Source organism: Pseudonocardia sp. OZ21 (assembly GCF_059359135.1).
Genome location: NZ_JCADBN010000002.1, coordinates 449150 through 472807, shown reverse-complemented (window position 1 = coordinate 472807; position 23658 = coordinate 449150). Strand labels below are relative to the sequence as shown.

Below are 23658 nucleotides of genomic sequence, written 5' to 3'. Positions count from 1 at the left end.
TCACGTGAGGACCAGCCCGGGTGCGCCGACTACGGTCGATATCGCGTCCTGACCGGACGCCGAACACCCAGCCTGTGACTTTCCCGGGCGTAGCGGCGAATGCCGGCCGAACCGGAAGGAGAAGAATTGTCGGAGTCAGCTGAGCTGGGAGAGCTGGTGCGCAGGTTCCGGCATACCGCCGGTCTCACACTCGAGGATCTGGCGGAACGGTCCGGCGTGAGCGTGCGGACGGTCAGCGACCTGGAGCGGGGACGCAGCCGCAGCCCGCACGCCCGCACGGTGACGGCCATCGCCCACGCGCTCCGTCTCCCCGAGGACGCCCGCGGCCTCCTGCTGGCCGCGGCGCGGACCGCCCGGCCCCGGCCCGCTCCGGCGCCGTTCTGTGAGCTGCCTCCGGACATTCCTGACTTCACGGGACGCTCCGCCGAGCTCGCCGTCGTCACCGCGGCGCTCGCCGACGGGGGCGACCACCCCGCTCCGGTCGTCATCTCCGGGGCCGGCGGTCTGGGAAAGACGTCGCTGGCGGTCCGCAGCGCCTACAGCACGCGCGGCCGGTTCCCGGACGGGCGCCTGTTCGCCGACCTGCGGGGCAACGACAGCGAACCGCTCGACCCGTACGTCGTGCAGTTCCGCCTGCTGCGGGCACTCGGCGTGGACGCCGACGAGATCCACGCCCACCGCACGGACCGGGGCGAGCTGCTGCGCCGCACCCTGGCCGAGCGGAAGGCACTGCTGCTGCTCGACAACGCGGCGGACGAGGCGCAGGTCCGGGGTCTGCTGCCGGGTGCGGGGGGCAGCGCGGCGCTCATCACCAGCCGTCGTGCGCTCACCGGGCTCCACCACGTCCGTCGGGTGACCCTCGGTCCGCTCAGCGATGGGGACGCCGATGACATGCTGCGGGCCGTCATCGACGACGATGCCGGCATCGACCGCTCGCCCGCGCTGATCCGGTCGGTCACCCAGCTGTGCGGCAACTACCCCCTCGCGCTGCGGATCGCCGGCAACCGGCTGCTCAGCAGGCCGGGCTGGACTCTCGCCACCCTGGTCGACCGGCTGACCGACCAGGAGAGCCGGCTCGACCGGCTGTCCGCGGGGGACCTGCGGATCCGGGCCGCCTTCTCCGTGTCCTACGGGCAGCTCGACCCCACCACCCGGCTCGTGTTCCGGCGGCTGGCGCTGGTGCCGGGCCCTGACGCCGGAGCCGCACTGGCCTCGGTCCTCACCGGGTTGCCGGTGCCCGACGTCGATCAACGCCTGGACGATCTCATCGAGCTCGGTCTGCTCGTCTCGGCGGCGGACCAGCGCGCCGGGTTCCACGACCTGATCCGCCTGTACGCGCGTGAGCAACTGGTGGCCGACGACGGCGCCGACGCCGTCGAGCAGGCCCGGCGGCGGCTCGTCTCCTGGCTCCTCGCCACGGCCCGCGGTGCGGGCAGCCGCTTCCGGTCGGGCGACCAGCCCGGCGACATGCCACCGGAGCCGCGGACGGAGTTTCCCGACCAGGCGTCCGCCCGGCGATGGCTGGAGACCGAGAGTGAGAACTGGCTCGGCGCGCTGCGGCTGGCCGCCGGGGCGGGTGACGACTCCGCGGTCGTGAGCACCGCTGAGGCGCTCCAGCAGTTCGCCGGCAGATGGGTGGGCTGGCGACACTGGCCCGAGGTGTTCACGCTGTCCGCGACGGCAGCGCACCGGCTCGGCGACCCGTACCGCGCGGAGACCCACGGTCGGTACCGCGCCCGGACGGAGGCCGCCGGACCGGAGGAGGGGAGCTGAGAACGTCAGTCATCCGACGGGTGGCCGGGAGCCCGTCGCGCGCCACAGTGGGGGCGTGTCCACACCAGTCGTCGAGATCGCGAAGGCGTTCACCCCGCTCGGTCACACCGACCAGGGGGGCCGCCCGGACGCGATGCAGATGCAGTACCGCAACGGCTACGTCTACGTCGGCCACCTGTTCTCCGGGGGGTTCTCGGTCATCGACGCCCGCGATCCGCGGGACATGACCACGGTCGGCTTCGACGCAGCGCCCTCCGACACCTGGAACATCCACCTGCAGGCGGCCGACGACCTGCTGCTCGTGATCCACGCCAAGGACCTGTGGAAGGAGTTCTCGGCGGAGCAGAGCTACTACCAGGGCTCGGTCGGAACGCGCCTGGCGGGAACGAAGCGGACCTGGTCGGCAGGCGTCGCGATCTTCGACATCTCGAAGCCCGCCGAGCCCCGGCAGATCTCCTTCCTCGAGGTGGACGGGGTCGGGGTGCACCGACTCTGGTACACCGGCGGCCGCTGGGCCTACGCGTCGGTGCTCGCCGACGGTTTCACCGACTACGTCTTCCGGGTCATCGACCTGCAGGACCCCGCGAAACCCCGGTGGGCGGGCGAATGGTGGCTGCCCGGCATGAACACCGCTCGCGGCGAGCACCCGGACTGGGACACCGACCGATGGCGTTACGCCCTGCACCATGCGATCGTCCACGGCGACACGGCGTACGCGTCCTGGCGCGACGGTGGCCTGACCCTGCTGGACATCCGCGACCGCGAGGCGCCCCAGCTGATCGCGCATCGCAACTGGTCGCCCCCGTTCGGCGGCGGCACGCACACCGCGGTGCCGCTACCGGCCCGCAACCTGCTGCTGGTCGCCGACGAGGCCACCGCGGACAACCTCGAGGACGGCCTCAAGCACGTCTGGGTCTTCACCATCGCCGAGCCGGCCAACCCGGTCTCCATCGCGACCCTGCCGACGCCGACCGACCAGGACTACCCGGTCAAGGGTGGCCACTTCGGGCCGCACAACCTGCACGAGAACCGGCCGGACAGCTTCGTGTCCGACACGCTGATCTTCGCCACCTACCAGAACGCCGGTGTCCGGGCCTTCGACATCACCGACCCGTACCAGCCGAAGGCGGCAGGCGTGCTCGTTCCGGGGCCGCCGTCGGTGCTCATGGACCCCCGTCCTGGACGGCCGCGGGTGATCCAGACCGCGGACGTCCACGTCCGGCCCGACGGTGTGGTGTTCTGCACCGACTACAACGCCGGGCTGCTCAGCGCCCAGTACGACGGCTGACCTACCGAGCCGCTCCCGGCCGGCAGGTCACGTCGACGGGAGGTCCGGCGGGAGCACCTGCCGGAGCTGGTGGCGCTGGTTGATGCCGAGCCGGAGATAGACGTTGTGCAGGTGCGTGCTGACGGTTCGTGGCGAGAGCTGCAGCCGGTCGGCCACCTCCCTGTTGCGCAGGCCCTGCGCGGCGAGCCGCGCGATCTGGTGTTGCTGCGCCGAGAGGAGCGCGGCCCCGGTGAGCGTCCCGGTGTCGTCCGGGTTGCCGCCGCCGGCCCTGAGCTCGACGCGCGCCGACTGCGCGAACGGGTCCGCGCCGAGCTCGGTGAACCCGGCGAGCGCCTCGGACAGCTGTGGCCGCGCGTCCGCGGGGCGGCGTTGCCTGCGCAGCCATGTCCCGTAGTGCAGCCGGGCGAGCGCGAGCAGCACGGGCCACGCCCCGGCGCGGGGGTGGGAGATCGCGAACCGGAACCGTCGTTCGGTCTCGGCGTCGTCGATCAGGAGTGCGTAGGCGTGGTTCAGAGTCAGCTGCGCCCGGATCCCCGGCCGTGGCCCGCAGGACCGTCGCACCGAGTCGACGGCGGGCAGCGCAACGGTGGCGGCGTCGGCACGGTGGGCCGCGATCGCGAGCACGAGCGCGTCCATGCTGTCGTGCGGCATCGGCCAGGACCGTGCGTCCATGGCGATCATGGCGTGGAAGTTCCGGGATGCGGTGTCGAAGTCGCCCGCGACCAGCGCCGAGTATCCGAGCGCGCGCAGCAGCCAGGCATGGGCGCTGCGGTTGCTGTCCAGGTCCAGGTCCGGCCAGACTCTCTCGACCAGTGCCCGGGCGGTGCCTGCGTCGCCCCGGAGGGCGACGAGGATGGCCCGTAGCCCCGTGAGGTGAACCCGTAGAACCGGGAGATCCTGCGCAGCGGCGAGCTCGTCGGCGGAGTCGAGGGTGTGCTCGGCGGCATGCCACCGTCCGGTGCTGAGCAGGCCGCGGATCATCGGCGGCCATGCCTCGGGGAAGACCGAGGTCCGGTTCCCGGTGCGGGGCCGGTCGAGAACCTCGGACCGCAGCGTGGCCGCGAGCTCGCTGTCGTCGAGCGCTTCGGCGATCGTGGCCATGGCCAGCGTGTCGACCAGCGATGTCCGCCCCGCCTGCTCCCGACGGGTGGGCAGCAGGCTGCGGTGGTCGGGTGCGGACCGCGGGTCGGCACTCACGGCCAGCCACGCCTGCTGGAGAGCCGGGTCGGCCTCGTCCAGGTAGGGCGTCGAGCTGGGGAGGACCGGTCGGTCGGCCGCCGCGGCCAGGAGGGCTGCCGCGGCGTCGCGATGAGTGCCCAGCCCGGAGTGGGCGGCCACCACGGCCGCGCAGGCCGCCAGGCCGAGCGCCGTGACCCGGTCGACGGACGGGTGCGTGCGGGCCGTGCGGACGAGAAGGTCCATGGCCTCGCACTGGTGGCCCGCGCGGGAGAGCGCCGTCGCGGTGGCGCTCGCGGCACTGCAGCGCAGGTCGGGCCGCTCGGTGAGCCGATCCACGTGGGCGCAGAGCTCGCGGGTCCAGGCGGAGTCGCCTGCCGCGGCCGTCGCGAGGGTGGCCAGCACGTAGCGGCGGGCCGCGTGCTCGGGGTCGTCGGACAGCTCGGCGGCGCGCTGCGCGGCGACCGCCGCCTGCCTCATCCGGCACTCGTGGCGGGCCTTGCGGCTCTCCGACTCGAGGAGGGCGGCGGTGGGTGCGTCCTTGCCGAGCGGCAGCATCGCCAGGTGCATGGCGCGTTCGAACGAGGGCTGTCCGATCGCCGCCGCGAAGTCGTGGTGCAGCCGCCTGCGGACCACCGCGGGCGCGCCGTGGTAGACCGCGACCGCGACCAGGGGGTCCGGGAACACCACGTCGTCATCCGCGAGCTCGACGAGACCGGCGGCCACGGCGGGTTCCCACACCTCGGGGGGCACGGACGCCCGGCCCGCCGCGTCCAGCACCGTGGCGAGCGGTTCCTGCCCGGACCGGCCCGCCGCGTACAGGAGAGCGCGCCGGGTCGGCGCGGGAAGTGTCTCGAGCTGCCGTGCGTACCTGGTCCGGATCCGCAGCGTGTCGGGCACGTCCTCGCCGCCGAACGCGTGACAGAGCTCGACGAGCGCGCGGGGGTTGCCCGCGGCCTGCCGCAGCACCTCGTAGGCGCCGATCCCGGTGAGCGCGCCGGGCTGCCGGCGCAGAAGCTGCGCCGCCGCCGGCATGTCCAGCGGCAGCAGCCGGTGATGCTGCAGCCCCGCCCACCTCAGGTGCCGGGCCGCCGGAGGACGGGCGGCCATCAGGAACACGATCGGCTGCGCCGGGAGCGTCTCGACCAGTCGCCGAAGGCCGGCGGTGGACGTGGGGCCGATCCGGTCCGCGTCGTCGGCGACGACCAGCACCGGTTGCTTCCTCGCCAGCCGGCTCAGCCATTCCGCCGCGCCCGTCCTCGGTGCCTCGTCGTCCGGGTACGGGCCGGCCTGGTGCCCGGCTGCGGAGTGCTCGGCTGCGGACGTCCCCTGCCGGTGCGCCGGGCACGCCGCGGCGGGCACGATGACGTAGCCCGCTGATCGTGCGCGGTCCACGACAGCGTGCAACAGCGTCGACCTACCCGTTCCCGGGTCGCCCACGACCAGCGCTGCCACTCCCGTCGAGCGGGTGGGGGTGATCAGGTCGAGCACCGGCTCGCCTCCCGGGGGGAGGGTGCCGCCGCCCGCGGTGTGGTCGCTGTGTGCTGATTCGGTCATGTCACTCCGAGATGACGTCCGGGAGCTGGCGGCGGCTGACGACGCCGAGCTTGGGAAAGATCTGGTACAGGTGCGATCCGACCGTGCGGGGCGAGACCACCAGCCGGTCCGCGATCGCGCGGTTGCTCAGGCCCTGCGCGGCCAACCTCGCGATGAACTGCTGCTGGGGCGTCAGCAGCGCGAACCCCTCGACGGTGCCGCGCAGCGAGACCCCGGTCGCCCGAAGCAGTTCCCGGGCTGTGCCCGCGTCGTGGGTGGCGCCGATGCGCACGAAGGTGTCGTGGGCCGCGCGCAGCAGCGGGCGGGCGTCGACGAACCGGCGGCGCGCGCGCAGCCAGTCGGCGTAGTCGACCATGGCGACCGCCTGGTCGTGGGGCCGTTCGCCGCCGATGCGGTCGGTGGCAAATGCGTGCAGCGCCGACTCGACGGCGTGGTCGTCACCCATCGCGAGCAGCGTGGCCGCCTGGTCGGCGAGCGCTGCCTGGTGGGCCGAGGGTGCGCTCCCCGCAGCGAGCCGGACGCGGTGCAGGAGCCGGCGTGCCGGCTCGTGCCGGTTCGCCTTGGCCGCCGACCGGGCGAGCTCGGTGACCGCCCGGTAGGACCACACGAAGTGCTCGGGTTCCCCGTCCGGTCCGAACATCGCCAGGTAGTGCCGGCAGGCGAGCGCGTGCTCCCCGGCGGCGGCGAAGACGCGTCCCGCAGCGCGATGGACGAGGCAGCGCACCATCCGGTTGTCGTCCTCGGGCCGGCTCGACCAGGGGTCGAGGGCGTGGAGAGCCTGCCGGGCCGCGGCGACGTCACCGCGCAGGACCTGCAGGGCGATCCCCTGGGCGGCGACGGCCCGGCCCAGCACGGGCAGCCCCCCGGCGGCCGCGACGTCCGTCGCCTCGGCATGCACCGCTGCTGCCTCCTGCCACAGTCCGCAGGCGGCGAGTGCGTCCAGCAGCATCACGAACGCGAACGGGTGGGCACCCACGGCGTTGTCCTCGCGGAGGAGCTGAACTCCGCGGCGCAGATATCCGGTCGCGACGGCAGGGTCGTCCGCCATCCAGGAGGCGGTCCCCAGCGCCAGCAGCCGGATCGGCTCGGCGCGGCCGCTCTGCGGTTCGTGCAGGCCGGGGGAGGCGTCCTGCGAGCGCTGCCATCCGCCCGGGTCACCGATCGACCGGACCGATGCGGCCGCTGCCGCGTCGGCAGGCTCGGGGCACAGCTCGTCGCCCAGCACAGTGCGGCCCGACAGGCTCTCCGCGCGGTCGACGATGCCCGCCAGTGCCGCCCGCATCGCCACGTCGCCGGTGACCAGGGCAGCCACCCCGGCGGCCGAGGCCAGTGCCATGGCCACGCCCCGGTCCTGCAGGTCGCCGTCGAGCAGCCGGCCGATGCGGAGCACGGATGCGGACGCGGCCTCGTACAACGGAAGGTGCTGGCCGGCGCCCGCCATGGCGACCCCGAGCAGGTCCGGGTCGCCGGTCAGGTACGTGACCCGCTCGGACAGCTGGCGGCACCAGGCGTTGTGACCTCCCCGGGCGGCCAGTACCGCCGCCCGGGCGCAGCGCAGAGCGGATCGGCCGGCGTCGGAGGTGCAGTCGGCTGCCCGTTCCAGCGCACCGGCCGCCTCGACATGCCGGCCCTGCCTGCACGCGACGGCGGCCGCGGTCTCGAGGAGGTTCGCGACGTCCTCGCCCGGCTTCTCGGCGGCGTTGGCGAGGTGCCAGGCTCGCCGCCCGACGTCGTGCGACGGGAAGGCGGCCAGCGCCCGGTGCGCCTGGCGCCGGTCGTGCTCGGAGGCGTCGGAGTAACAGGCGAGCCGGACGGTGGGATCCCGGAAGCTCACGCGGTGGCCCACGATGGTGATCAGGGCCGCGGCCTCGGCCGGACCGCAGTCGGCCAGGTCGGCGCCGGCGGCGGACAGCACGGCCTGCAGGTCACCACGGTCCTCGGCCGCCGCGGCGACGAGCAGCACCCTGCGGGTCATGGCGGGCAGATCCTCGATCCGCGCGGCGTGAGCACGGCGGATCCGGGTCGGGACGGCCAGCCGGTATCCGTGCGGCGGCTGGTGGCCGCCACTGACCGCGCTGCGCGCAAGCTCGATGAGGGCCAGTGGGTTGCCGCCGGCATGGCGGAGGACCTCGCCCCGGACCCAGCCCCGTGGTGCGAACGGCTGACGAGCGAGCAGGACCGTTGCTTCGGTGGCCGACAACGGCCCGACGTAGCAGACGGGCACGTCCGCGGCGAGATGATCAGGAGGCAGGAGGCCGTTCGCCGCGAACAGCAGCAGGATGTGCTCGCTGGTCAGCCTCCGGCAGAGGAAGGCCAGCAGGTCGAGCGAGCCCTGGCCCGCGGCCTGCACGTCGTCGATGACGACGGCGAGGGGCCTCTCCCTGGCCGCCTCCCGGACGAGGAACATCAACGCGCGGTGCAGCGTCGCAGGGTCGCGCACGGGGTCGTCGTCCGCACCGGAGATCAGCTCGTGCAGGGGCATGCGCAGGGAGTCCGGCAGCCGGTCCGCGACGGACATCAGGGATGTGACGAGCCGCCGCAGCAGTACGAAGCCCGGCAGGCGTCGGCCCGATCCGGCGAGGACGCGGAAATCCTGCTGCCGTGCGTCGGCGACCGCGGTGGCCAGGAGGCTCGACTTGCCGATGCCCGTCTCGCCGAGGACCAGCAGCCGTGCCGGGCCGGTCCTCGCCTCCCGCACCGCCCGTGTGAGAAGGGTGCGTTCGGCGCTCCGGCCGACGAGGTCCGGTTGCCGGCCGAGCGGCGCCCCGGTGTGCGCGCGACCTGTGTCCACGCGTGCTGTGCCATTGCCGAGCATCGTTCTCCGATCGCTCATCTCCCCAGGCCTTCGAGGTAACCCAGCCGCTTCTGCGCTCGCCATGCGGAATACAGGCAGGACTGCGATCGGAGTCATTTGACTGATGGGCCGAACCCGACCTGTGCGCCATAACACCCAGGCAGGGCGCCGGGGCCGGTCCGTAGGAGAACGGCGCGTCGTCCGCACCCCCGGGCGGCTGCGGGCCGCCAGTCGTTCTGTCGATGGCGGGGCGTCGCCCTCCGGGCACTGTCGCGCGGAGGTCGACACGAGGAAGGGCTGCGATGACACCGATGAAGGCGATCCGGCTGTACGAGTTCGGTGGCCCGGACGCGCTGCGCTACGAGGACGTTCCCCGTCCCGAGCCGGGCCAGGGCGAGGTGCTCGTCCGCGTGCTGGGCACCAGCGTCAATCCCGTCGACGGCAAGACGCGGGAGGGGGTGAGCCGGCTGCGTGACCTGCCGCTCACCCTCGGCTGGGACGTCGCGGGGGTCGTGGCGGCGCTGGGCGCAGGGGTCGACCGGTTCTCCGTGGGTGACGAGGTGCTGGGGCTGCCCCGCTTTCCCCGCGCGGCCGGGGCATACGCGGAGTACGTCACCGCGCCGGCACGGGAACTCGTGCGCAAACCGCCGGAGATCGACATGGTCCACGCCGGTTGCCTGCCGCTGTCCGGTCTCACGGCCTGGCAGGCACTGGTGACCGTGGCGTCCGTCGGTGCCGGACAGCGGGTGCTGATCCACGCCGCGGCCGGGGGTGTCGGGCACCTGGCCGTGCAGATCGCGAAGGCGCGCGGCGCGTACGTCCTCGGTACGGCGACCGCCGACAGCCACGAGGCATTGACGGAACTGGGCGCCGACGAACTGATCGACTACCGCACGACGCGTTTCGAGGATGTGGCAGGTGAGGTCGATGTCGTGCTCGACCTGATCGGTGGCGAGAACTCCGTGCGGTCACTGTCGATCCTGTGTACGGGCGGTCTTCTGGTGTCGGTTCCCGCCGGCTCGACCCCTGATCTGAGCGCGGCGGCGGCCGATCGCGGCGTCCGATGGACCGACTTCCTGGTCCGTCCCGACGCGGCCGGGCTCGACGGTCTGGTCGGGCTGGTCCGTTCGGGAGAACTGAGTGTTGTGGTGTGTGACCGGTTCGCGCTCGCGGACACGGCGGACGCTCATCGTGCCTCCGAACGGCCCCACGCCCCCGGCAAGATCGCGATCACCCCATGACCATTTCTGGCATTGTCGCGAGTCATTTGCGAGTCCGTGGGCTGCGCATATCCGGTGGGGTGCGACGTGCACAGTCATTCGACCGATGGCCCGCCCTCCGGTCCTGAGGAGAGTGGACCCCGTCCCACCTGGAACCCAAGGGAGGCTCGCGCATGGAAACGGTCGCCGACCACATCATCGATTCGTTCAAGGCCAGCGGTGTCCACCGCGTCTACGGACTGCCCGGCGATTCGCTGAACGGATTCACGGATGCGCTGCGGCGCGACGGGACGCTGGACTGGGTACACGTCCGGCACGAGGAGTCCGCCGCACTCGGCGCGGCCGCCGAAGCCGGGCTGACGGGCGAGCTGGCCGTGTGCGTCGGCAGCTGCGGTCCGGGAAACCTGCACCTGATCAACGGACTGTTCGACGCCTACAAGAGCCGGGTGCCGGTGCTGGCGATCGCCGCGCACATCCCGGGGGCCGAGATCGGGTCCGAGTACTTCCAGGAGACGCACCCCCAGAAGCTGTTCACCGAGTGCACTGTCTACACCGAGCTGATAAGCACGCCGGAGGCGGCGCCGCGCATCCTCGAGATGGCCATGCGCGCGGCGGTCGAGAACAACGGCGTGTCCGTGGTCGTCGTGCCGGGGGAGGTGCTTCTCGGCAAGGTCGACAGCCACGTCAGGCCGGCGGCCGTGCGCGCGACGCGCTCGGTCGTCCGGCCGGACGACAGCTCGTTGCAGCAGGCGGTGGCCCTGCTGAACTCGGCTCGGCGCGTGACCATCCTGGGTGGTGCGGGTGCGGCCGGTGCCCACAGCCAGCTGCTCGCGCTCGCCGAGGCGTTGAAGGCGCCGATCGTGCACGCCCTGCGGGGCAAGGACGCCATCGAGTACGACAACCCGTACGACGTCGGGCTGACGGGCCTGCTCGGCTTCGCCTCCGGGTACAAGGCGATCGACGAGGCCGACACCCTCCTGATGCTGGGCACGGACTTCCCGTACCGGCAGTTCTATCCGAGCGACGCGACGGTGATCCAGGTGGACATCCGCGGCAGTCACATCGGCAGGCGCACCCACGTCGACCTGGGTCTGGTCGGCACGGTGAAGGACACCATCGAGGCACTGCTGCCCCTCGTCGAGACGAAGACCGAGCGGCACCACCTCGACCGGGCTCGCGCGCACTACGAGAAGACGCGCAAGTCGCTCGACGGGCTCGCCGTGAACGACCACGAGCGCACCCCCATCCACCCGCAGTTCGTCGCCAGCAGGGTCAACGAGCTGGCCGCCCCCGACGCGGTGTTCACCACGGACGTTGGCTCGCCGGTGGTGTGGGCGGCCCGCTACCTGCACATGAACGGCCGGCGGCGGCTGCTCGGGTCGTTCAACCACGGGTCGATGGGGGTGGCGCTGCCGCACGCGCTGGGCGCGCAGGCGGCGTACCCCGGCCGTCAGGTGGTCGCGCTGGCGGGCGACGGTGGTCTCACGATGATGCTCGGTGAGCTCTTCGCGGCCGTCCAGAACCGCCTGCCGGTGAAGGTCGTCGTGTTCAACAACGCGTCGCTCAACTTCGTCGAGCTCGAGATGAAGGCGGCCGGTTTCGTCAACTACGGGACCGACCTGGAGAACCCGCGGCTGGCCGACGTCGCGTCGGCGGCCGGGGTGTTCGGGCAGCGGGTCGAGCGCCCGGGTGATCTCGACGGTGCCCTGAAGGCGGCATTCGCCCACGATGGCCCGGCCCTCGTCGAGGTCTTCACCGCCCGCCAGGAACTGTCCGTGCCGCCGGCGATCACGGTGGAGCAGGCGAAAGGCTTCACCCTCTACGCGATCAGGACGATCCTGTCCGGCCGCGGTGAGGAACTGCTCGATCTCGTCACGACCAATGTCGCCCGGCGAATCCTCCAATAGGACGCCGGCAATTCCATAATTCCGATCGAAGGAGAGCCATGTCGTCCGAAGCTTCTTCCGCCGCCGCTCCGTTGGGTAGCTGGGTGGCTCCCGACTACGAAGTGGTCGCCGAGATCGACGACCTGATGCCCACCGGCGTGACCGTCACGAACGACGGCCGCGTCTTCGTGTCCTTTCCGCGGTGGGGCGACGACGTGCCCTACACCGTCGCCGAGATCGTCGACGGGAAGGCGGTGGCCTATCCCGACCGCGCGATCAACGAATGGAGCGAGGAGCGGAACGCGGACCAGCTGGTGTCGGTGCAGAGTGTGATCACCGACCCGGCAGGCCACGTGTGGCTGCTGGACACGGGCAGCCTCTCGTTCGCGCCATGGCTGGAGAACGGCCCGAAACTGGTCGAGGTCGATCCCGCAACCGACCAGGTCGTGCGGGTCGTCCGGCTCGACCCGGCCGCGGTCACGGCCACGACGTATCTCAACGACGTCCGGTTCGACTTCTCGCGGGGCACCGGCGGGTACGCCTATCTCACCGACTCCCAGCCCGAGGGCGCGCTGATCGTGGTCGACCTCGGTTCGGGGGAGAGCTGGGCACGGCTGCGAGGCCACGCCACCACGGTGGCGACGGCGGGGTTCCGCGCGGTCGTGCAGGGTGTCGTCCGGGAGAACTACCAGGTGGGCGCCGACGGCATCGCGATCAGCGCGGACGGGAGCCTTCTCTACTACTGCCCGCTGTCGAGCCGGCGGCTCTACAGCGTGGAGACCAGCGCCCTGCTCGACCGCTCGCTGGACGACGACCAGGTGGCCGACACCGTCGTCGACCTGGGCGACAAGGGCGCATCCGACGGCCTGGAGTCCGACACCGGCGGCGCGGTGTACTCGACGGCCTACGAGCACAGCGCGGTGCTTCGCCGCGACGTCGACGGCACCTGGTCGACCGTGCTGCACGGCCCGGCCCTGTTGTGGCCGGACACCCTCGCACTCGCCGCCGACGGCTTTCTGTACGTGAGCGTGAACCAGCTCCCGCGGACCCCGCTGTTCAACGACGGAGTCGATACGCGGGTGCCGCCCTACCAGATCATCCGAGTGCACGTCGGCGCCGACCCGGTCCGGTTGACCGGCGCTGCCTGAGAGGAACCCACAGTGTCAGAAACCCTTGACTTCGAGAGCACGCAGCCCACCTTGAGCGCCGTGCGTGCCCGCCCGGTGATCGTTCCGCTTCGGCGGCCCGTCATCGCCGACATCGGCCGGTTCGACCGCTGGCCGATGGTCCTGGTCGACGTGGAGACCAGCGACGGTGTGGTCGGCAGCGGCTACATCGCCCCGTACCGGGCGGCCGCGATGCCGGCGATCGTCGCGGAGATCCACGACCTCGGCGAGGTGTGGCGCGGCAAGCGCATCGCCCCGGTGGACGCCTTCACCCAGTTCGGCAAGGACCTGAACGTCGTCGGCATCGCCGGCATCTCGCTGATCGCCCGCGCCGCCGTCGACATGGCGATGTGGGACGCGCTCGCGAAGGCGGCCGGCATGCCGCTGGTCGAGCTGCTCGGCGGCACGGTGGGGCCGGTACGCGCGTACAACAGCAACGGGCTGTGGCGCCATGAGATCGACACCCTCGCGGAGGAGGCGTCCGAGCTCCGCGACGAGGGCGGCTTCACGGCGATGAAGCTGCGCCTGGGCCACCCCCGGCTGCAGGACGACCTGGACGCGATCAAGGCCGTGCGCGAGGGGGTCGGTCCGGACATCGACGTGATGGTGGACTTCAACCAGGCCCTGGGCTACGGCGACGCGGTCCGGCGGTGCCACGACCTCGACGAGCAGGGGCTGTACTGGCTGGAGGAGCCGATCCGCTACGACAACGTCGAGGGGTACGGGAAGCTCGAGCAACGGGTACGCACCCCAGTACAGCTGGGGGAGAACTACTACGGGCCGCGTGACCTGTTCAACTCCATCAGGGCCGGGACCGTCCCCTACGCCATGGCCGACCTGATGCGCATCGGCGGCGTCACCGGCTGGCTGCAGGTGGCCGGACTGGCCGCCGCCGCGGGAACGCAGCTGTCGAGCCACCTCTACCCCGAGATCGCCTCACATCTGCTCCGCGTGAGCCCCACCGCACACTGGCTGGAGTGGGTCGACTGGGCGAGCCCGGTGCTGGCCGAACCGACGGTGCCGGTGGACGGGCACATCACCGCGTCCGCCCGCCCCGGCACCGGGGTGGCGTGGGACGAGGCCGCGGTGACCAAGTATCTGGTGGCCTGATCCGGACACGCCGCCTGCGCCGTGAGATCCGGCTGTCCGCCCTTCGCGGGGCCGACAGTCGGATCCTGCGGCGTTCAGTTCATGACAAGCCCTTGAGCGCAGCGGCGTCAGCGAGAAGATGCTCGCCCAGACGCTGCACACGCTGGAACGCGACGGTTTCGTCCATCGCAACGCCAGGCCCGTGATCCCGCCGCACGTCGACTACACCGTCACCGAGACGGGCCGGGAAGCCGGGGAACGGATGCGCGCCATGATCCAGTGGGTGGAAGGCCGGATGAGTACCGTCGTCGACGCCCGTGCGGCGTACGACCAGGCGCGAGCGGAGCGGGATGCCGCCGCAGAGGCTCCCCCGGTGACCGGAACCCACTAGTAGTTCTGGTTCTCGCTCTCGGGGGTCAGCCACTGCATCCGGTCATGGAACTGCTTTCCGGCGGCCTGGAACAGCGCGTGCTCGCCCTTCTGGAGGCTCTCGACACCGAACTCCTGGCCCAGGTGCTCGTCCACCACCTGCATGAGCGCGAACGGTCCGGTTGCCGCCGGGCCGGCCATGTGCAGTTCCTCGGCGTCCATACCTTCGATCTTGCCGGCAATCTTACTGATCATCTTCTCCATGACGGCGGAGTCCTTCTGCACCGCGATGAAGTGGTTGCCGTAGCCACCGGTGCTGAGCAGGTAATCCGCCGCGACCTTGACCTGTTCGGCCGTCGGCCGGCCGGTCGCCTTCTCGGCTCCCGCCTCCCCGAGGACCGTGTTCAGGTGCTTCGTGTCGCGGATGAGCGGACCGAGAACGGGGGCGTCGTTCTCCCGGAGAGCGGCCCCGGTCTCCTTCAGGTCGACTGTTCCGGCTCCCAGGTCCACATCGGCGTAGACGCCGCCGTACTTCTTGAGAATGCTGTACCGGGCGATGTCGGAGGCCAGCGGATACGCCTTCTGCTGCCCTGTCGTCGCCGTCATGTAGGTAGTCGCCAGGCGCTCGTCGAGGGCGTCCTCGACGTACTTGAACTCGATGGCCTTGGTCACTCTGACCCGCGCCGAGTCGGCAAAGCGCCACTTGCTGCTCTTGTCGGTCCACAGGTTGATGCGCCAGTCCGTGTTCTGTGCCCTGGCGGCCCAGTCGAGGACGTTGCCGAGGGCGCCCTTGCTGATGTTGCCACCGATCCAGATGAAATGGACCAGGGAGGGGATCCGGGGGCGCTCTTCGGAAGGGAGCGCCGAGACCACCTCGGTGAGGTTCTCGAGGTACTTCGGTGGGGGGTCCAAGGCCTGCAGCCGCTTCAGGACCAGCTCGACCGCCTCACGGTCTCCCTTCCCCAGAGAGGTGAAGACGTAGTCGCGGACGTCGTCCTCCTGGTCGGAGTCCAACATCTGCCGTGCCGTTGCCCCGGCTCCCTGGTGAAGGATGTTCAGAGGAGCACGTTGGACGGCGGGGGCGTGGTGTGCGTCGGCCGGAGCGGTCTCCGGGGCGCCGTCCACGGGCCTGCGCAGCACCGGCACCGGACCGCTCATCACCTCGTACGCCTGCCGCTCCGCCGCCACCTCGAGGTGGTCGGTGGGGCTGGAGATCGCTAGGCTGCGATGGTCGACCGTGCCGCCGACCGGGCCCTGTCGCTGCTGCAGGACGTGCCCGAGCTCGTGCGCCAGCGTGTGCTTGTCGGCCCCGCCCGTACCGATGACCACGCTGCTGCCCGACGTGTAGGCACGGGCGCCGACCTCCTCGGCGGAACGCCGCGCCTGGGTGTCGTTGTGCAGACGTACGTCGGAGAAGTCGGCGCCGCCGAAGCGGGCCTCCATCTCCTCGCGCAGTCCTGTGCCCAGCGGTTGTCCCGTGCTACGCAGCACCTCGTGCACAGTGGACCGCTGCACGGGCTCGGGGGACTGCCCGTCGCCAGGCCCGTGCTCATGGCGTTGCTGGTCGATCATCCGGGTCACCGCGGCGTTGCCGGCGGACCGCTGCAGGGCCGCCACCTCGGCCGATCCCAGCGGCAGGCCAGGCACGTGAGGCGCGGACCCGGACGGCTGCGTCCGCGCCGGGGTAGCCCTCGACGTCGGCTCGCGTGACTGTTCCGCGGACCGTTCACGCATCGAGGGGTCTCCCTGGTTCCGGATCGCGCTGCTCGCGAGGCGACGGCAGTCCGCATGCGGAGTATCACCGGACCAGTGGGCCGGTTGCCAGGGCCGCACGGTCGGCTGGAAGGGCACACCGCTCTGCCCGACGGGACATGCGTTTCGTGCGCACGCGACGGCGCCCCCGACCCGTGGAGCTCGGCTCCGCAGGTCAGGGGCGCTCCGCCGCGTTCAGGGAAGCGGCCACGCGGTCACCGGGCGGCCGAGCCCGCCCGGCGCTTGGTCCAGATGTCGTAGGCGACGGCGGCGAGCAGCACGAGCCCCTTCACGAGCATGACGCGCTCGCTCGGGGCACCGATCAGCGACATGCCGTTGTTGATCACGGCCATGATCAGTCCGCCCGTGATCGCTCCGACCACCTTGCCGACCCCGCCCTGCACCGCCGCACCGCCGATGAACGCCGCGGCGATCGCGTCGAGCTCGAAGTTGGTGCCCGCGGTCGGACCGGCCTGGTTGAGCCGGCCGGCGAAGATGACGCCGGCCAGCGCCGCCAGCACGCCCATGTTGACGAAGATCCAGAAGGTGACCGACTTGACCTTCACACCCGACAGCGTGGCCGCCGACAGGTTGCCCCCGACCGCGTAGATGTGCCTGCCGAAGACGGACCGGGTGGTCAGCAGCGTGTACCCGAGCACGAGCACCGCGAGCAGCACCAGCACCCACGGCAGGTTCTTGAACCGGGCCAGCTGGACCACGACCGCGAGCACGACGACCGCGGCGAGTGCGATCTTGAGGACGAAGATCGGCAGCGGGTCGACGACCTGGCCGTAGCCGAGCCTGCCGGCGCGCTGGCGCCACTGCGTGACGGCGATACCGGCCACCACCGCGAGTCCCACCAGCAGGCTCAGCAGGTCGGCGCCGCCGAGCGGGCCCAGCCCGATGTTGCCCAGATAGCCCTCGGTGAAGCCGTTGGACAGCGTGCGGATCGGGTCCGGGAACGGGCCGATGCCCTGGTTGCCGAGCACCGTGAGGGTGAGGGCGCGGAACAGCAGCATGCCCGCGAGGGTGACGATGAAGGCCGGGATGCCGAAGTAGGCGATCCAGAACCCCTGCCAGGCCCCGATGACCGCGCCCGCGACGAGCGTGACGAGCACCGCCAGCGGCCACGGGACGTGCAGGTCGACCATCAGCACCGCGGAGATGGCTCCGGTGACCGCCACGACCGATCCCGCGGAGAGATCGATGTGCCCGGCGATGATGATCAGGATCATGCCGATCGCCAGAACGAGGATGTAGGAGTTCTGGACGATGATGTTGGAGATGTTCTGCGGCTGCAGCAGCGCGCCGTCGGTGAGCACCGAGAACAGCACGATGATCAGCACGAAGGCGACGTAGATGCCGCTCTGCCGGGGGTTGATCGAGAACCGGCGCAGCGCGGGCGACCGCGGCGGGAGCTGGGGCGGGGGAGTCCCGCCCTCCGCGGTGGCCCCGACGTCTGCGGAGGTGGTGGTGGACATGGGGTCGCCTACTCCTGTTCCGTGGTCATGTAGTGCATGAGCCGTTCCTGGGTTGCCTCCTCGCGGCTCACCTCACCGGTGATCCGGCCGCTCGACAGCGCGTAGATGCGGTCGCAGAGGCCCAGCAGCTCCGGCAGCTCCGACGAGATGACCAGCACGGCCTTTCCCTCGGCGGCGAGCGCGTTGATGATCGTGTAGATCTCGTACTTGGCGCCGACGTCGATGCCGCGGGTCGGCTCGTCGAGAATGAGCACGTCCGGGTCGGAGAAGATCCATTTCGCCAGCACGACCTTCTGCTGGTTCCCGCCGCTGAGCTTGCCGGTCACGCTGAGGACGGTCGGCGCCTTGATGTTCAGGCTGCGCCGGAACCCCTCGGCGACCTTGTACTCCTCGTTGTCGTCCACCCAGCCCCGGCGGGCGAGCTTGCCCAGCCGGGCCGCGGAGACGTTGCGCTTGATGTCCTCGATGAGGTTGAGCCCGTAGCGCTTGCGGTCCTCCGTGACGTAGGCGATCCGGTGGCGGATCGCGTCCTGCACGGAGCGCACCTCGATCTCCTTGCCGTCCTTGACCAGACGTCCGGAGATGTTGGTGCCGTAGGACCGGCCGAACACGCTCATCGCGAGCTCGGTGCGCCCCGCGCCCATCAGGCCGGCCAACCCGACGATCTCGCCGCGGCGCAGGGTCAGGTTGGCGCCCGAGACCACGGCCCGGTCGGGCTGGGTGGGGCTGTGCACCGTCCAGTCCTCGATCCGCAGCACCTCCTCGCCCACGTGCGGCTCGTGGGGCGGGAAGCGGTTCTCGAGGTCGCGGCCCACCATCAGCGAGATGATCCGGTCCTCGGTCACCTCGTCGGTGCGCATGTTCAGCGTCTCGATCGACCGGCCGTCGCGGATGATGGTGATCGAGTCGGCGACGGCCGCGATCTCGTTGAGCTTGTGGGAGATGATCACCGACGTGATGCCCTCCTCCCGCAGCCCGCGCAGCAGGTCCAGGAGGTGCGCGGAGTCGTCGTCGTTGAGCGCCGCGGTCGGCTCGTCGAGGATGAGCAGCCGCACCTCCTTCGACAGGGCCTTCGCGATCTCCACCAGCTGCTGCTTGCCGACCCCCAGATCGAGCACCTGAGTCACGGGGTTCTCCGCGAGCCCGACCCGGGCCAGGAGAGCCGCGGCCTCGTGGTTGGTGCGGTTCCAGTCGATCAGGCCGCGGGTCGCCTGCTCGTTGCCGAGGAAGACGTTCTCGGCGATGGAGAGCTGGGGGCACAGGGCCAGCTCCTGATGGATGATCACGATTCCGCGCTGCTCGCTGTCGCGGATGCTCGAGAAGGTGCAGAGCTCGCCGTCGAAGTGGATCTCGCCCTCGTAGGAGCCGTGCGGGTACACCCCGGACAGCACCTTCATGAGCGTCGACTTCCCGGCGCCGTTCTCACCGCAGATGGCGTGGATCTCCCCGCGGCGGACCGACAGGTTGACGTCCGCCAGCGCTTTCACACCGGGGAACGTCTTCGTGATGCCCCGCATCCGCAGGATCTCGTCGGCGGTCATCACTACCTCAGCTGGTCGGCGGTGTAGTAGCCCGAGTCGACGAGCACCTTCTGGTAGTTGTTCTTGTCGACGACCACCGGCTGCAGCAGGAACGAGGGCACGACCTTGTTGCCGTTGTCGTAGTCGGTCGTGTTGTTCACCTCGGGCTTGGCGCCCTTCAGCACGGCGTCGGCCATCTTGACGGTCACGTCGGCGAGCTGGCGGGTGTCCTTGTAGACGGTGGAGTACTGCTCACCCGCGATGATCGACTTCACCGAGGCGACCTCGGCGTCCTGACCGGTCACGATGGGGTAGGGCTGACCCGCGGTGCCGTAGCCATTGCTCTTCAGGGCCGACAGGATGCCGATCGAGAGGCCGTCGTAGGGGGAGAGCACGCCCTGGACCTTGGCACCGCTGTAGGTGGAGGTGAGCAGGTCCTCCATGCGCCGCTGCGCCGTGGCCGGGTCCCACCGCAGGATCGCGACGGTGGTGAAGTCGGTCTGCCCGCTCTTGACGACCAGGGTGCCCTTGTCGATGTAGGGCTTCAGCACCGACATCGCACCGTTGAAGAAGAAGGTGGCGTTGTTGTCGTCGGGCGACCCGGCGAACAGTTCGATGTTGAACGGGCCGGTGGCCGTGCCGTCCGTGCCGTCGGCGTTCTTGAGCCCCAGGCCGGTGAGCAGCGAGTTGGCCTGGTCCACGCCCACCGTGGCGTTGTCGAAGGTGGCGTAGTAGTCGACGTTCGGGCTGTTGCGGATCAGGCGGTCGTAGGAGATCACCGGGATCTTGTTGTCGGCGGCCGCCTGCAGCTGGGTGGTGAGCGCCGTGCCGTCGATCGAGGCGACGACCAGCAGCTTCGCGCCCTTGCTGATCTGGTTCTCGATCTGGTTGACCTGCGTCGGGATGTCGTTCTCCGCGTACTGCAGGTCGACCGAGTAGCCGAGCTTCTCCAGGGCGCCCTTGATGTTGTCGCCGTCGTGGATCCAGCGCTCGGACGACTTCGTCGGCATGGTGACGCCCACCAGGCTCCCGGCGGCCGGGGTCGTCGCCCCGGCCTCCTGGTCGACGGTCTTCTCGCTCGAACCACAGGCCGCGAGTGCCGTGGCGAGCACGATGCTCCCGGCCACTGCGGCCAGCCGTGCCAGCTTCATCTTCTCTCCAGTGAATAGATGGGTCCGTGAGCCGGCATCGGGTGCACGTCGAGGAGCCCTGGAGTCAGGGCGTGCAGTCGGTGCCGGTACCGATCACGCGGGGGGATGTCCGCCGAGCACTCGACGCCGCAGGAAGCGGGCAGCCGTGCTCGGCGGGGCGGGACTTCGCTGGTCGTCGGCACGCGGCCCATCACGCCATGGGCGCGCCGGGTGACGACGCAGCGGGACTCGACGCAGCGGGTGACGACGCAGCGGGACGTCGTCCCTGCGGCGGCGCGGCCACCCGTGTGCGGTCCGGACAGCCACCCGAGGTGCACGCTCACGGTGACCGTGAGGTGCTGGGTGAATCGATGCCATGGGACACCTTCGTCCGGGAGCAGGCGGCGCCGTGAAGACCCGCGGCGGCGAATGTTAGCGCTCACATCTTGGCGGGGGCAAGCTCTGCGCGCGCAGGGGGGCGGTCCGGCGCGCCCGCTGCCCCGGACCGCGGACGTCGTGGTCGACCGAGTGTCCACAAGGGCCGGTCACCTACCAGGAGCATCGGGCCCCGGTGCCCGTCCCGGCGACGGGCCGCTCGTCTTGCGCGAGCCGGTGGCCGCCCCATTTCGTTGGCCCGTGGCGCAGACGGATCGCGGTGTCGGCGACGAGCTCGCCGAGCGGCTCTGGCTGGATCTGGGCTACGCCGCCAGCGCCGCCTGTCGGGCCTGAGGAACGCCGCCGCACCCTCCGCGCCGCCCGACAAGGACATATTCGTGCAGACCACAGCCACGCGAGTGGCCGCTGTTCCCGTGACGCTCGAGGGCGTCGACCGCGTGTTCGGCACCGGCGACGGCGCCCACGTCGTCCTCCGCGGGATCACCTCGACGTCGCGACAGGCGAGGTGGTGGCGTTGCTCGGGGCGTCGGGCTGCGGGAAGTCGACCTTGCTCCGCCTCGTCGCAGGCCTCGACCGGCCGACCGGCGGCGAGGTGGCGAGGTGGCGAGGTGGCGGCGCCAGGGTCGACGGGATCGAGCCGAGGGCGGCGGTCGTGGACGCGCACGGAACTGGGCATCGACCCGGTGCCCGGCGAGCCGCAGCGCGCGGTCCTGTCGCGGCTGGTGCCGCTGCTCGTCTCCGACGGCCTGGTGCGCTCGGAGCCGGAGGCGACCGCCGCTCTCGCCACGCTCTTCGAGCCACGCTTCGCCGAGCAGGCCAAGGGCACCACCTCCGGGGGCCGAGCGGGCGGGTCGTGACGCTCACCGATCCCGACACCGGGGCCCGGACGGACCCGACCTCGGCGGACGTGCGCCCCGGCCCGCGGTGGGGCGGCGGCGTCCGGCGGCTCGGCGGTGCGGTGCGGCTCGGACTGCTCGTCCCGGTGCTCTTCGTGCTGGGGTGGCAGCTGCTGGCGACGTAGGGGGAGTTCTCGCCGTCCCAGCTGCCCACCCCGGGAGCGGTGCTGGCGGCGCTGGTGGAGCTGGTGACACGCGGCGAGCTCTGGCAGCACATCGGCATCAGCACCCAGCGGGTGCTCCTCGGCTTCGCCGCGGGTGCCGGATCCGGTCTCGTGCTCGGCGGCGTGATCGGGCTGTCCCGTCCGGCGCGTGCGCTGCTGGCGCCGTCGATCCAGGCGCTGCGGGCGGTGCCGTCGCTGGCCTGGGTGCCCTTGTTGCTGCGCTGGCTCGGCATCGGCGAGACCCCGAAGATCACGCTCGTGGCGATCGGGGCGTTCTTCCCCGTCTACACCACCGTGTCGGCCGCGCTCGCCCACGTCGACCGCCATCTCGTCGAGGTCGGCAAGGCCTACGGCCGCTCGGGCGTGCGGCTGTTCGTCCAGGTCCAGTTGCCGGCGATCGCCCCGGCCGCGTTGTCGGGGCTGCGCCTCGGTCTGGCCCAGGGATGGCTGTTCCTGGTGGCCGCCGAACTGATCGCCTCGTCGATCGGGCTCGGGTTTCTCCTGATCGACAGCCAGAACACCGGGCGCACGGACATTCTGCTTCTCGCGATCGTGCTGCTCGCGGTGCTCGGGAAGATCACCGACGGCATCCTCGGGCTTGCCGAGCGCCGGCTGCTGCGTCGATGGAACTGACGCCCCAGGCGCATTACCGGGTGGGTGACACGCCGCACGGGCCGGAGAAAATCTGTGGATGGTTCTGCGGAGATCGCGCCTCTCAACAGGACGAATCGTTCCCGGTGGCCGACCACCCGGTAGTTCCTGTGTCTCTCTTCGGCGGGCCAACTTGACGTTCACGGTGCTTTTTCGAGAGTATCGGCCGGCCCGCCGAGAACTCATCGAATGGAAGTGCACTGTGGCCCAGCAAGTTCAAACCCGACTCGTCGACGACCTGGACGGTTCGGAAGCCGACGAGACGGTGACGTTTGCTCTCGCCGGTCGCCAGTACGAGATCGACCTGTCCGGCGAGAACGCCGCGCGACTTCGGGACTCCCTGGCTTCTTTCGTCGCCGCGGCCCGTCGGGGCGGTAGCGGTCGCCAGTCCTCGGCCACCGCTCGATCCGCACGTCCGGCCGCGAGCGACCGGGAGCACACCGCAGCGGTGCGGGAGTGGGCTCGGCAGAACGGGCACGAGATCTCCGACCGCGGACGCATCCCCCACTCCGTTCTCGAGGCCTACGCGCAGCGCGGTTCGGCTTCCTAGCGAAAGCGAGGCACACCGGCGGTCGTAGGGACGCCCGCCACACCGTGCGGCAGGGCTGATTGTGGGCTCCTCGTCCCGACCCGGCCCCTCGTCCCGACCCCCCGTCACCCACGATCGCTGCAACGGGTGATCCAGCGCACGGCCGTTCGCCCCCGTCGGTTCCAGCAGCTTTTCCACAGCACCCGACGGCACTCGCGCCGTCCGGACAAATCTCGAACGGGGATGCGCCCTTTCCTGCACAGGGAAGGGCGCATCTTTGGGTTTGTGGGCGTCGTTCTGCGCTGCGTCGGCCATGCCGCATCGCCGTGAGCGAGGAGGTGAGTGATCCCGGTCGGCACGCCGGCCGCGCAGCTGTCCCGGTGGCGGCCGGACCACCGTCACGGCTCGCTCGCGGGCGCCCGGGGGATCAGCCCGGTCGCCGTCGTCCTCCTCGGCAGCCCGACCGTGGCAGCACGGTGGGCACGACAGGGAGTCGGCGAGATCGGTCTGGTGATACCGCTGCGGCTGTCCGGCAGGTCGTCGCCCGCCTTGTCGTACACCTCGCGCAGCACCCCGGCGGGCACGAGGCCGAACGGGCTCCCGTTCCAGTGGGGTTGGTACGTCGCCATACGGCTACCAGCTCGTCACCGGATCATCGTCGATGACGGATGACCGGTGTCGGTCCTCCAGCCCCGAGATCCGGGATGTCGGAGACCGGCGCGCCGGCCGCTCGCGCCTCAGCCGACGGAGCCGCCTCTCCTTGCAGCGGCGACGATTCCCCAGCCGTAGGGGCGGTACCGAGCGGTATACCCGCTCGAATT

Annotated in this window: 18 protein-coding genes; 11 read left to right on the top strand and 7 right to left on the bottom strand. The window is 71.1% G+C overall.

Annotated elements, in window-relative coordinates:
- The first annotated feature begins 126 nt into the window (after nucleotides 1-126).
- Both AC5L35_RS05825 and AC5L35_RS05820 read left to right on the top strand, forming a co-directional pair.
- Nucleotides 127-1773: a helix-turn-helix domain-containing protein gene (locus AC5L35_RS05825; RefSeq protein ID WP_495058501.1), complete on the top strand. Its 1647-nt coding sequence runs from the start codon at nucleotides 127-129 to the stop codon at nucleotides 1771-1773.
- A gap of 55 nt (nucleotides 1774-1828) precedes the next feature.
- Entirely contained in the window at nucleotides 1829-3061 is a 1233-nt protein-coding gene (locus AC5L35_RS05820; protein ID WP_495058500.1) for an LVIVD repeat-containing protein, read from the top strand.
- A 27-nt stretch (nucleotides 3062-3088) separates the two neighbouring features.
- Here the strand turns inward: AC5L35_RS05820 and AC5L35_RS05815 are convergent, their stop codons facing one another.
- Nucleotides 3089-5794 carry a LuxR C-terminal-related transcriptional regulator gene (locus AC5L35_RS05815; protein ID WP_495058499.1) on the bottom strand — a complete coding sequence of 902 codons (2706 nt, stop codon included), beginning with the start codon at nucleotides 5792-5794 and terminating at the stop codon, nucleotides 3089-3091.
- 1 nt (nucleotide 5795) lies between these two features.
- Nucleotides 5796-8585, bottom strand: a complete 2790-nt coding sequence (locus AC5L35_RS05810) for an ATP-binding protein (protein WP_495058498.1) — start codon at nucleotides 8583-8585, stop codon at nucleotides 5796-5798.
- A 305-nt stretch (nucleotides 8586-8890) separates the two neighbouring features.
- On the opposite strand from AC5L35_RS05810, the gene AC5L35_RS05805 reads away from it, so the two are divergent.
- The 5 genes from AC5L35_RS05805 (at nucleotide 8891) to AC5L35_RS05785 (ending at nucleotide 14340) form a co-directional block, all read left to right on the top strand.
- Nucleotides 8891-9829 carry an NADP-dependent oxidoreductase gene (locus AC5L35_RS05805; RefSeq protein ID WP_495058497.1) on the top strand — a complete coding sequence of 313 codons (939 nt, stop codon included), beginning with the start codon at nucleotides 8891-8893 and terminating at the stop codon, nucleotides 9827-9829.
- A 152-nt stretch (nucleotides 9830-9981) separates the two neighbouring features.
- Nucleotides 9982-11715 carry a ubiquinone-dependent pyruvate dehydrogenase gene (poxB, locus tag AC5L35_RS05800; RefSeq protein WP_495058496.1) on the top strand — a complete coding sequence of 578 codons (1734 nt, stop codon included), beginning with the start codon at nucleotides 9982-9984 and terminating at the stop codon, nucleotides 11713-11715.
- A gap of 38 nt (nucleotides 11716-11753) precedes the next feature.
- The gene (locus tag AC5L35_RS05795) at nucleotides 11754-12842 is read left to right on the top strand and encodes an L-dopachrome tautomerase-related protein (protein ID WP_495058495.1); all 1089 of its coding nucleotides are present in this window, start codon (nucleotides 11754-11756) and stop codon (nucleotides 12840-12842) included.
- 12 nt (nucleotides 12843-12854) lie between these two features.
- Nucleotides 12855-13970 carry an enolase C-terminal domain-like protein gene (locus tag AC5L35_RS05790; RefSeq protein WP_495058494.1) on the top strand — a complete coding sequence of 372 codons (1116 nt, stop codon included), beginning with the start codon at nucleotides 12855-12857 and terminating at the stop codon, nucleotides 13968-13970.
- Between the two features lie 118 nt (nucleotides 13971-14088).
- Entirely contained in the window at nucleotides 14089-14340 is a 252-nt protein-coding gene (locus AC5L35_RS05785) for a winged helix-turn-helix transcriptional regulator (RefSeq protein WP_495058493.1), read from the top strand.
- Here AC5L35_RS05785 and AC5L35_RS05780 read toward each other — a convergent pair.
- The 4 genes from AC5L35_RS05780 to chvE form a co-directional block, all read right to left on the bottom strand.
- Nucleotides 14337-15965, bottom strand: coding sequence for an eCIS core domain-containing protein (locus AC5L35_RS05780; RefSeq protein ID WP_495058492.1), 1629 nt, complete (start codon nucleotides 15963-15965; stop codon nucleotides 14337-14339). The genes AC5L35_RS05785 and AC5L35_RS05780 overlap by 4 nt on opposite strands.
- A gap of 320 nt (nucleotides 15966-16285) precedes the next feature.
- Entirely contained in the window at nucleotides 16286-17551 is a 1266-nt protein-coding gene (gene mmsB, locus AC5L35_RS05775) for a multiple monosaccharide ABC transporter permease (RefSeq protein ID WP_495058491.1), read from the bottom strand.
- A gap of 8 nt (nucleotides 17552-17559) precedes the next feature.
- The gene (gene mmsA, locus AC5L35_RS05770; protein ID WP_495058490.1) at nucleotides 17560-19092 is read right to left on the bottom strand and encodes a multiple monosaccharide ABC transporter ATP-binding protein; all 1533 of its coding nucleotides are present in this window, start codon (nucleotides 19090-19092) and stop codon (nucleotides 17560-17562) included.
- A gap of 2 nt (nucleotides 19093-19094) precedes the next feature.
- Nucleotides 19095-20222 carry a multiple monosaccharide ABC transporter substrate-binding protein gene (gene chvE, locus AC5L35_RS05765; protein WP_495058489.1) on the bottom strand — a complete coding sequence of 376 codons (1128 nt, stop codon included), beginning with the start codon at nucleotides 20220-20222 and terminating at the stop codon, nucleotides 19095-19097.
- Nucleotides 20223-21205: 983 nt separating this feature from the next.
- On the opposite strand from chvE, the gene AC5L35_RS05760 reads away from it, so the two are divergent.
- The 4 genes from AC5L35_RS05760 (at nucleotide 21206) to AC5L35_RS05745 (ending at nucleotide 22858) form a co-directional block, all read left to right on the top strand.
- Entirely contained in the window at nucleotides 21206-21454 is a 249-nt protein-coding gene (locus AC5L35_RS05760; RefSeq protein WP_495058707.1) for a hypothetical protein, read from the top strand.
- Entirely contained in the window at nucleotides 21451-21618 is a 168-nt protein-coding gene (locus AC5L35_RS05755; protein ID WP_495058706.1) for a hypothetical protein, read from the top strand. Before AC5L35_RS05760 ends, AC5L35_RS05755 begins: the two co-directional genes overlap by 4 nt.
- A gap of 39 nt (nucleotides 21619-21657) precedes the next feature.
- A complete protein-coding gene (locus tag AC5L35_RS05750) occupies nucleotides 21658-22290 on the top strand; it encodes an ABC transporter permease (RefSeq protein WP_495058488.1) in 633 nt (210 codons plus the stop codon).
- Nucleotides 22291-22510: 220 nt separating this feature from the next.
- Nucleotides 22511-22858, top strand: coding sequence for a histone-like nucleoid-structuring protein Lsr2 (locus AC5L35_RS05745; protein WP_169396642.1), 348 nt, complete (start codon nucleotides 22511-22513; stop codon nucleotides 22856-22858).
- Between the two features lie 377 nt (nucleotides 22859-23235).
- On the opposite strand, the gene AC5L35_RS05740 is transcribed toward AC5L35_RS05745, so the two are convergent.
- Nucleotides 23236-23466 (bottom strand): hypothetical protein, encoded by a 231-nt coding sequence (locus AC5L35_RS05740; RefSeq protein ID WP_495058487.1) that lies wholly within the window; start codon nucleotides 23464-23466, stop codon nucleotides 23236-23238.
- Nucleotides 23467-23658 lie beyond the last annotated feature (192 nt).

Excerpts from the sequence above, each read along its gene's own strand:
- AC5L35_RS05815 (WP_495058499.1), bottom strand. The coding sequence starts at position 5,794 with ATGACCGAATCAGCACACAGCGACCACACCGCGGGCGGCGGCACCCTC.
- AC5L35_RS05805 (WP_495058497.1), top strand. The coding sequence starts at position 8,891 with ATGACACCGATGAAGGCGATCCGGCTGTACGAGTTCGGTGGCCCGGAC.
- poxB (WP_495058496.1), top strand. The coding sequence starts at position 9,982 with ATGGAAACGGTCGCCGACCACATCATCGATTCGTTCAAGGCCAGCGGT.
- AC5L35_RS05795 (WP_495058495.1), top strand. The coding sequence starts at position 11,754 with ATGTCGTCCGAAGCTTCTTCCGCCGCCGCTCCGTTGGGTAGCTGGGTG.
- AC5L35_RS05785 (WP_495058493.1), top strand. The coding sequence starts at position 14,089 with ATGCTCGCCCAGACGCTGCACACGCTGGAACGCGACGGTTTCGTCCAT.
- mmsB (WP_495058491.1), bottom strand. The coding sequence starts at position 17,551 with ATGTCCACCACCACCTCCGCAGACGTCGGGGCCACCGCGGAGGGCGGG.
- mmsA (WP_495058490.1), bottom strand. The coding sequence starts at position 19,092 with ATGACCGCCGACGAGATCCTGCGGATGCGGGGCATCACGAAGACGTTC.
- chvE (WP_495058489.1), bottom strand. The coding sequence starts at position 20,222 with ATGAAGCTGGCACGGCTGGCCGCAGTGGCCGGGAGCATCGTGCTCGCC.
- AC5L35_RS05740 (WP_495058487.1), bottom strand. The coding sequence starts at position 23,466 with ATGGCGACGTACCAACCCCACTGGAACGGGAGCCCGTTCGGCCTCGTG.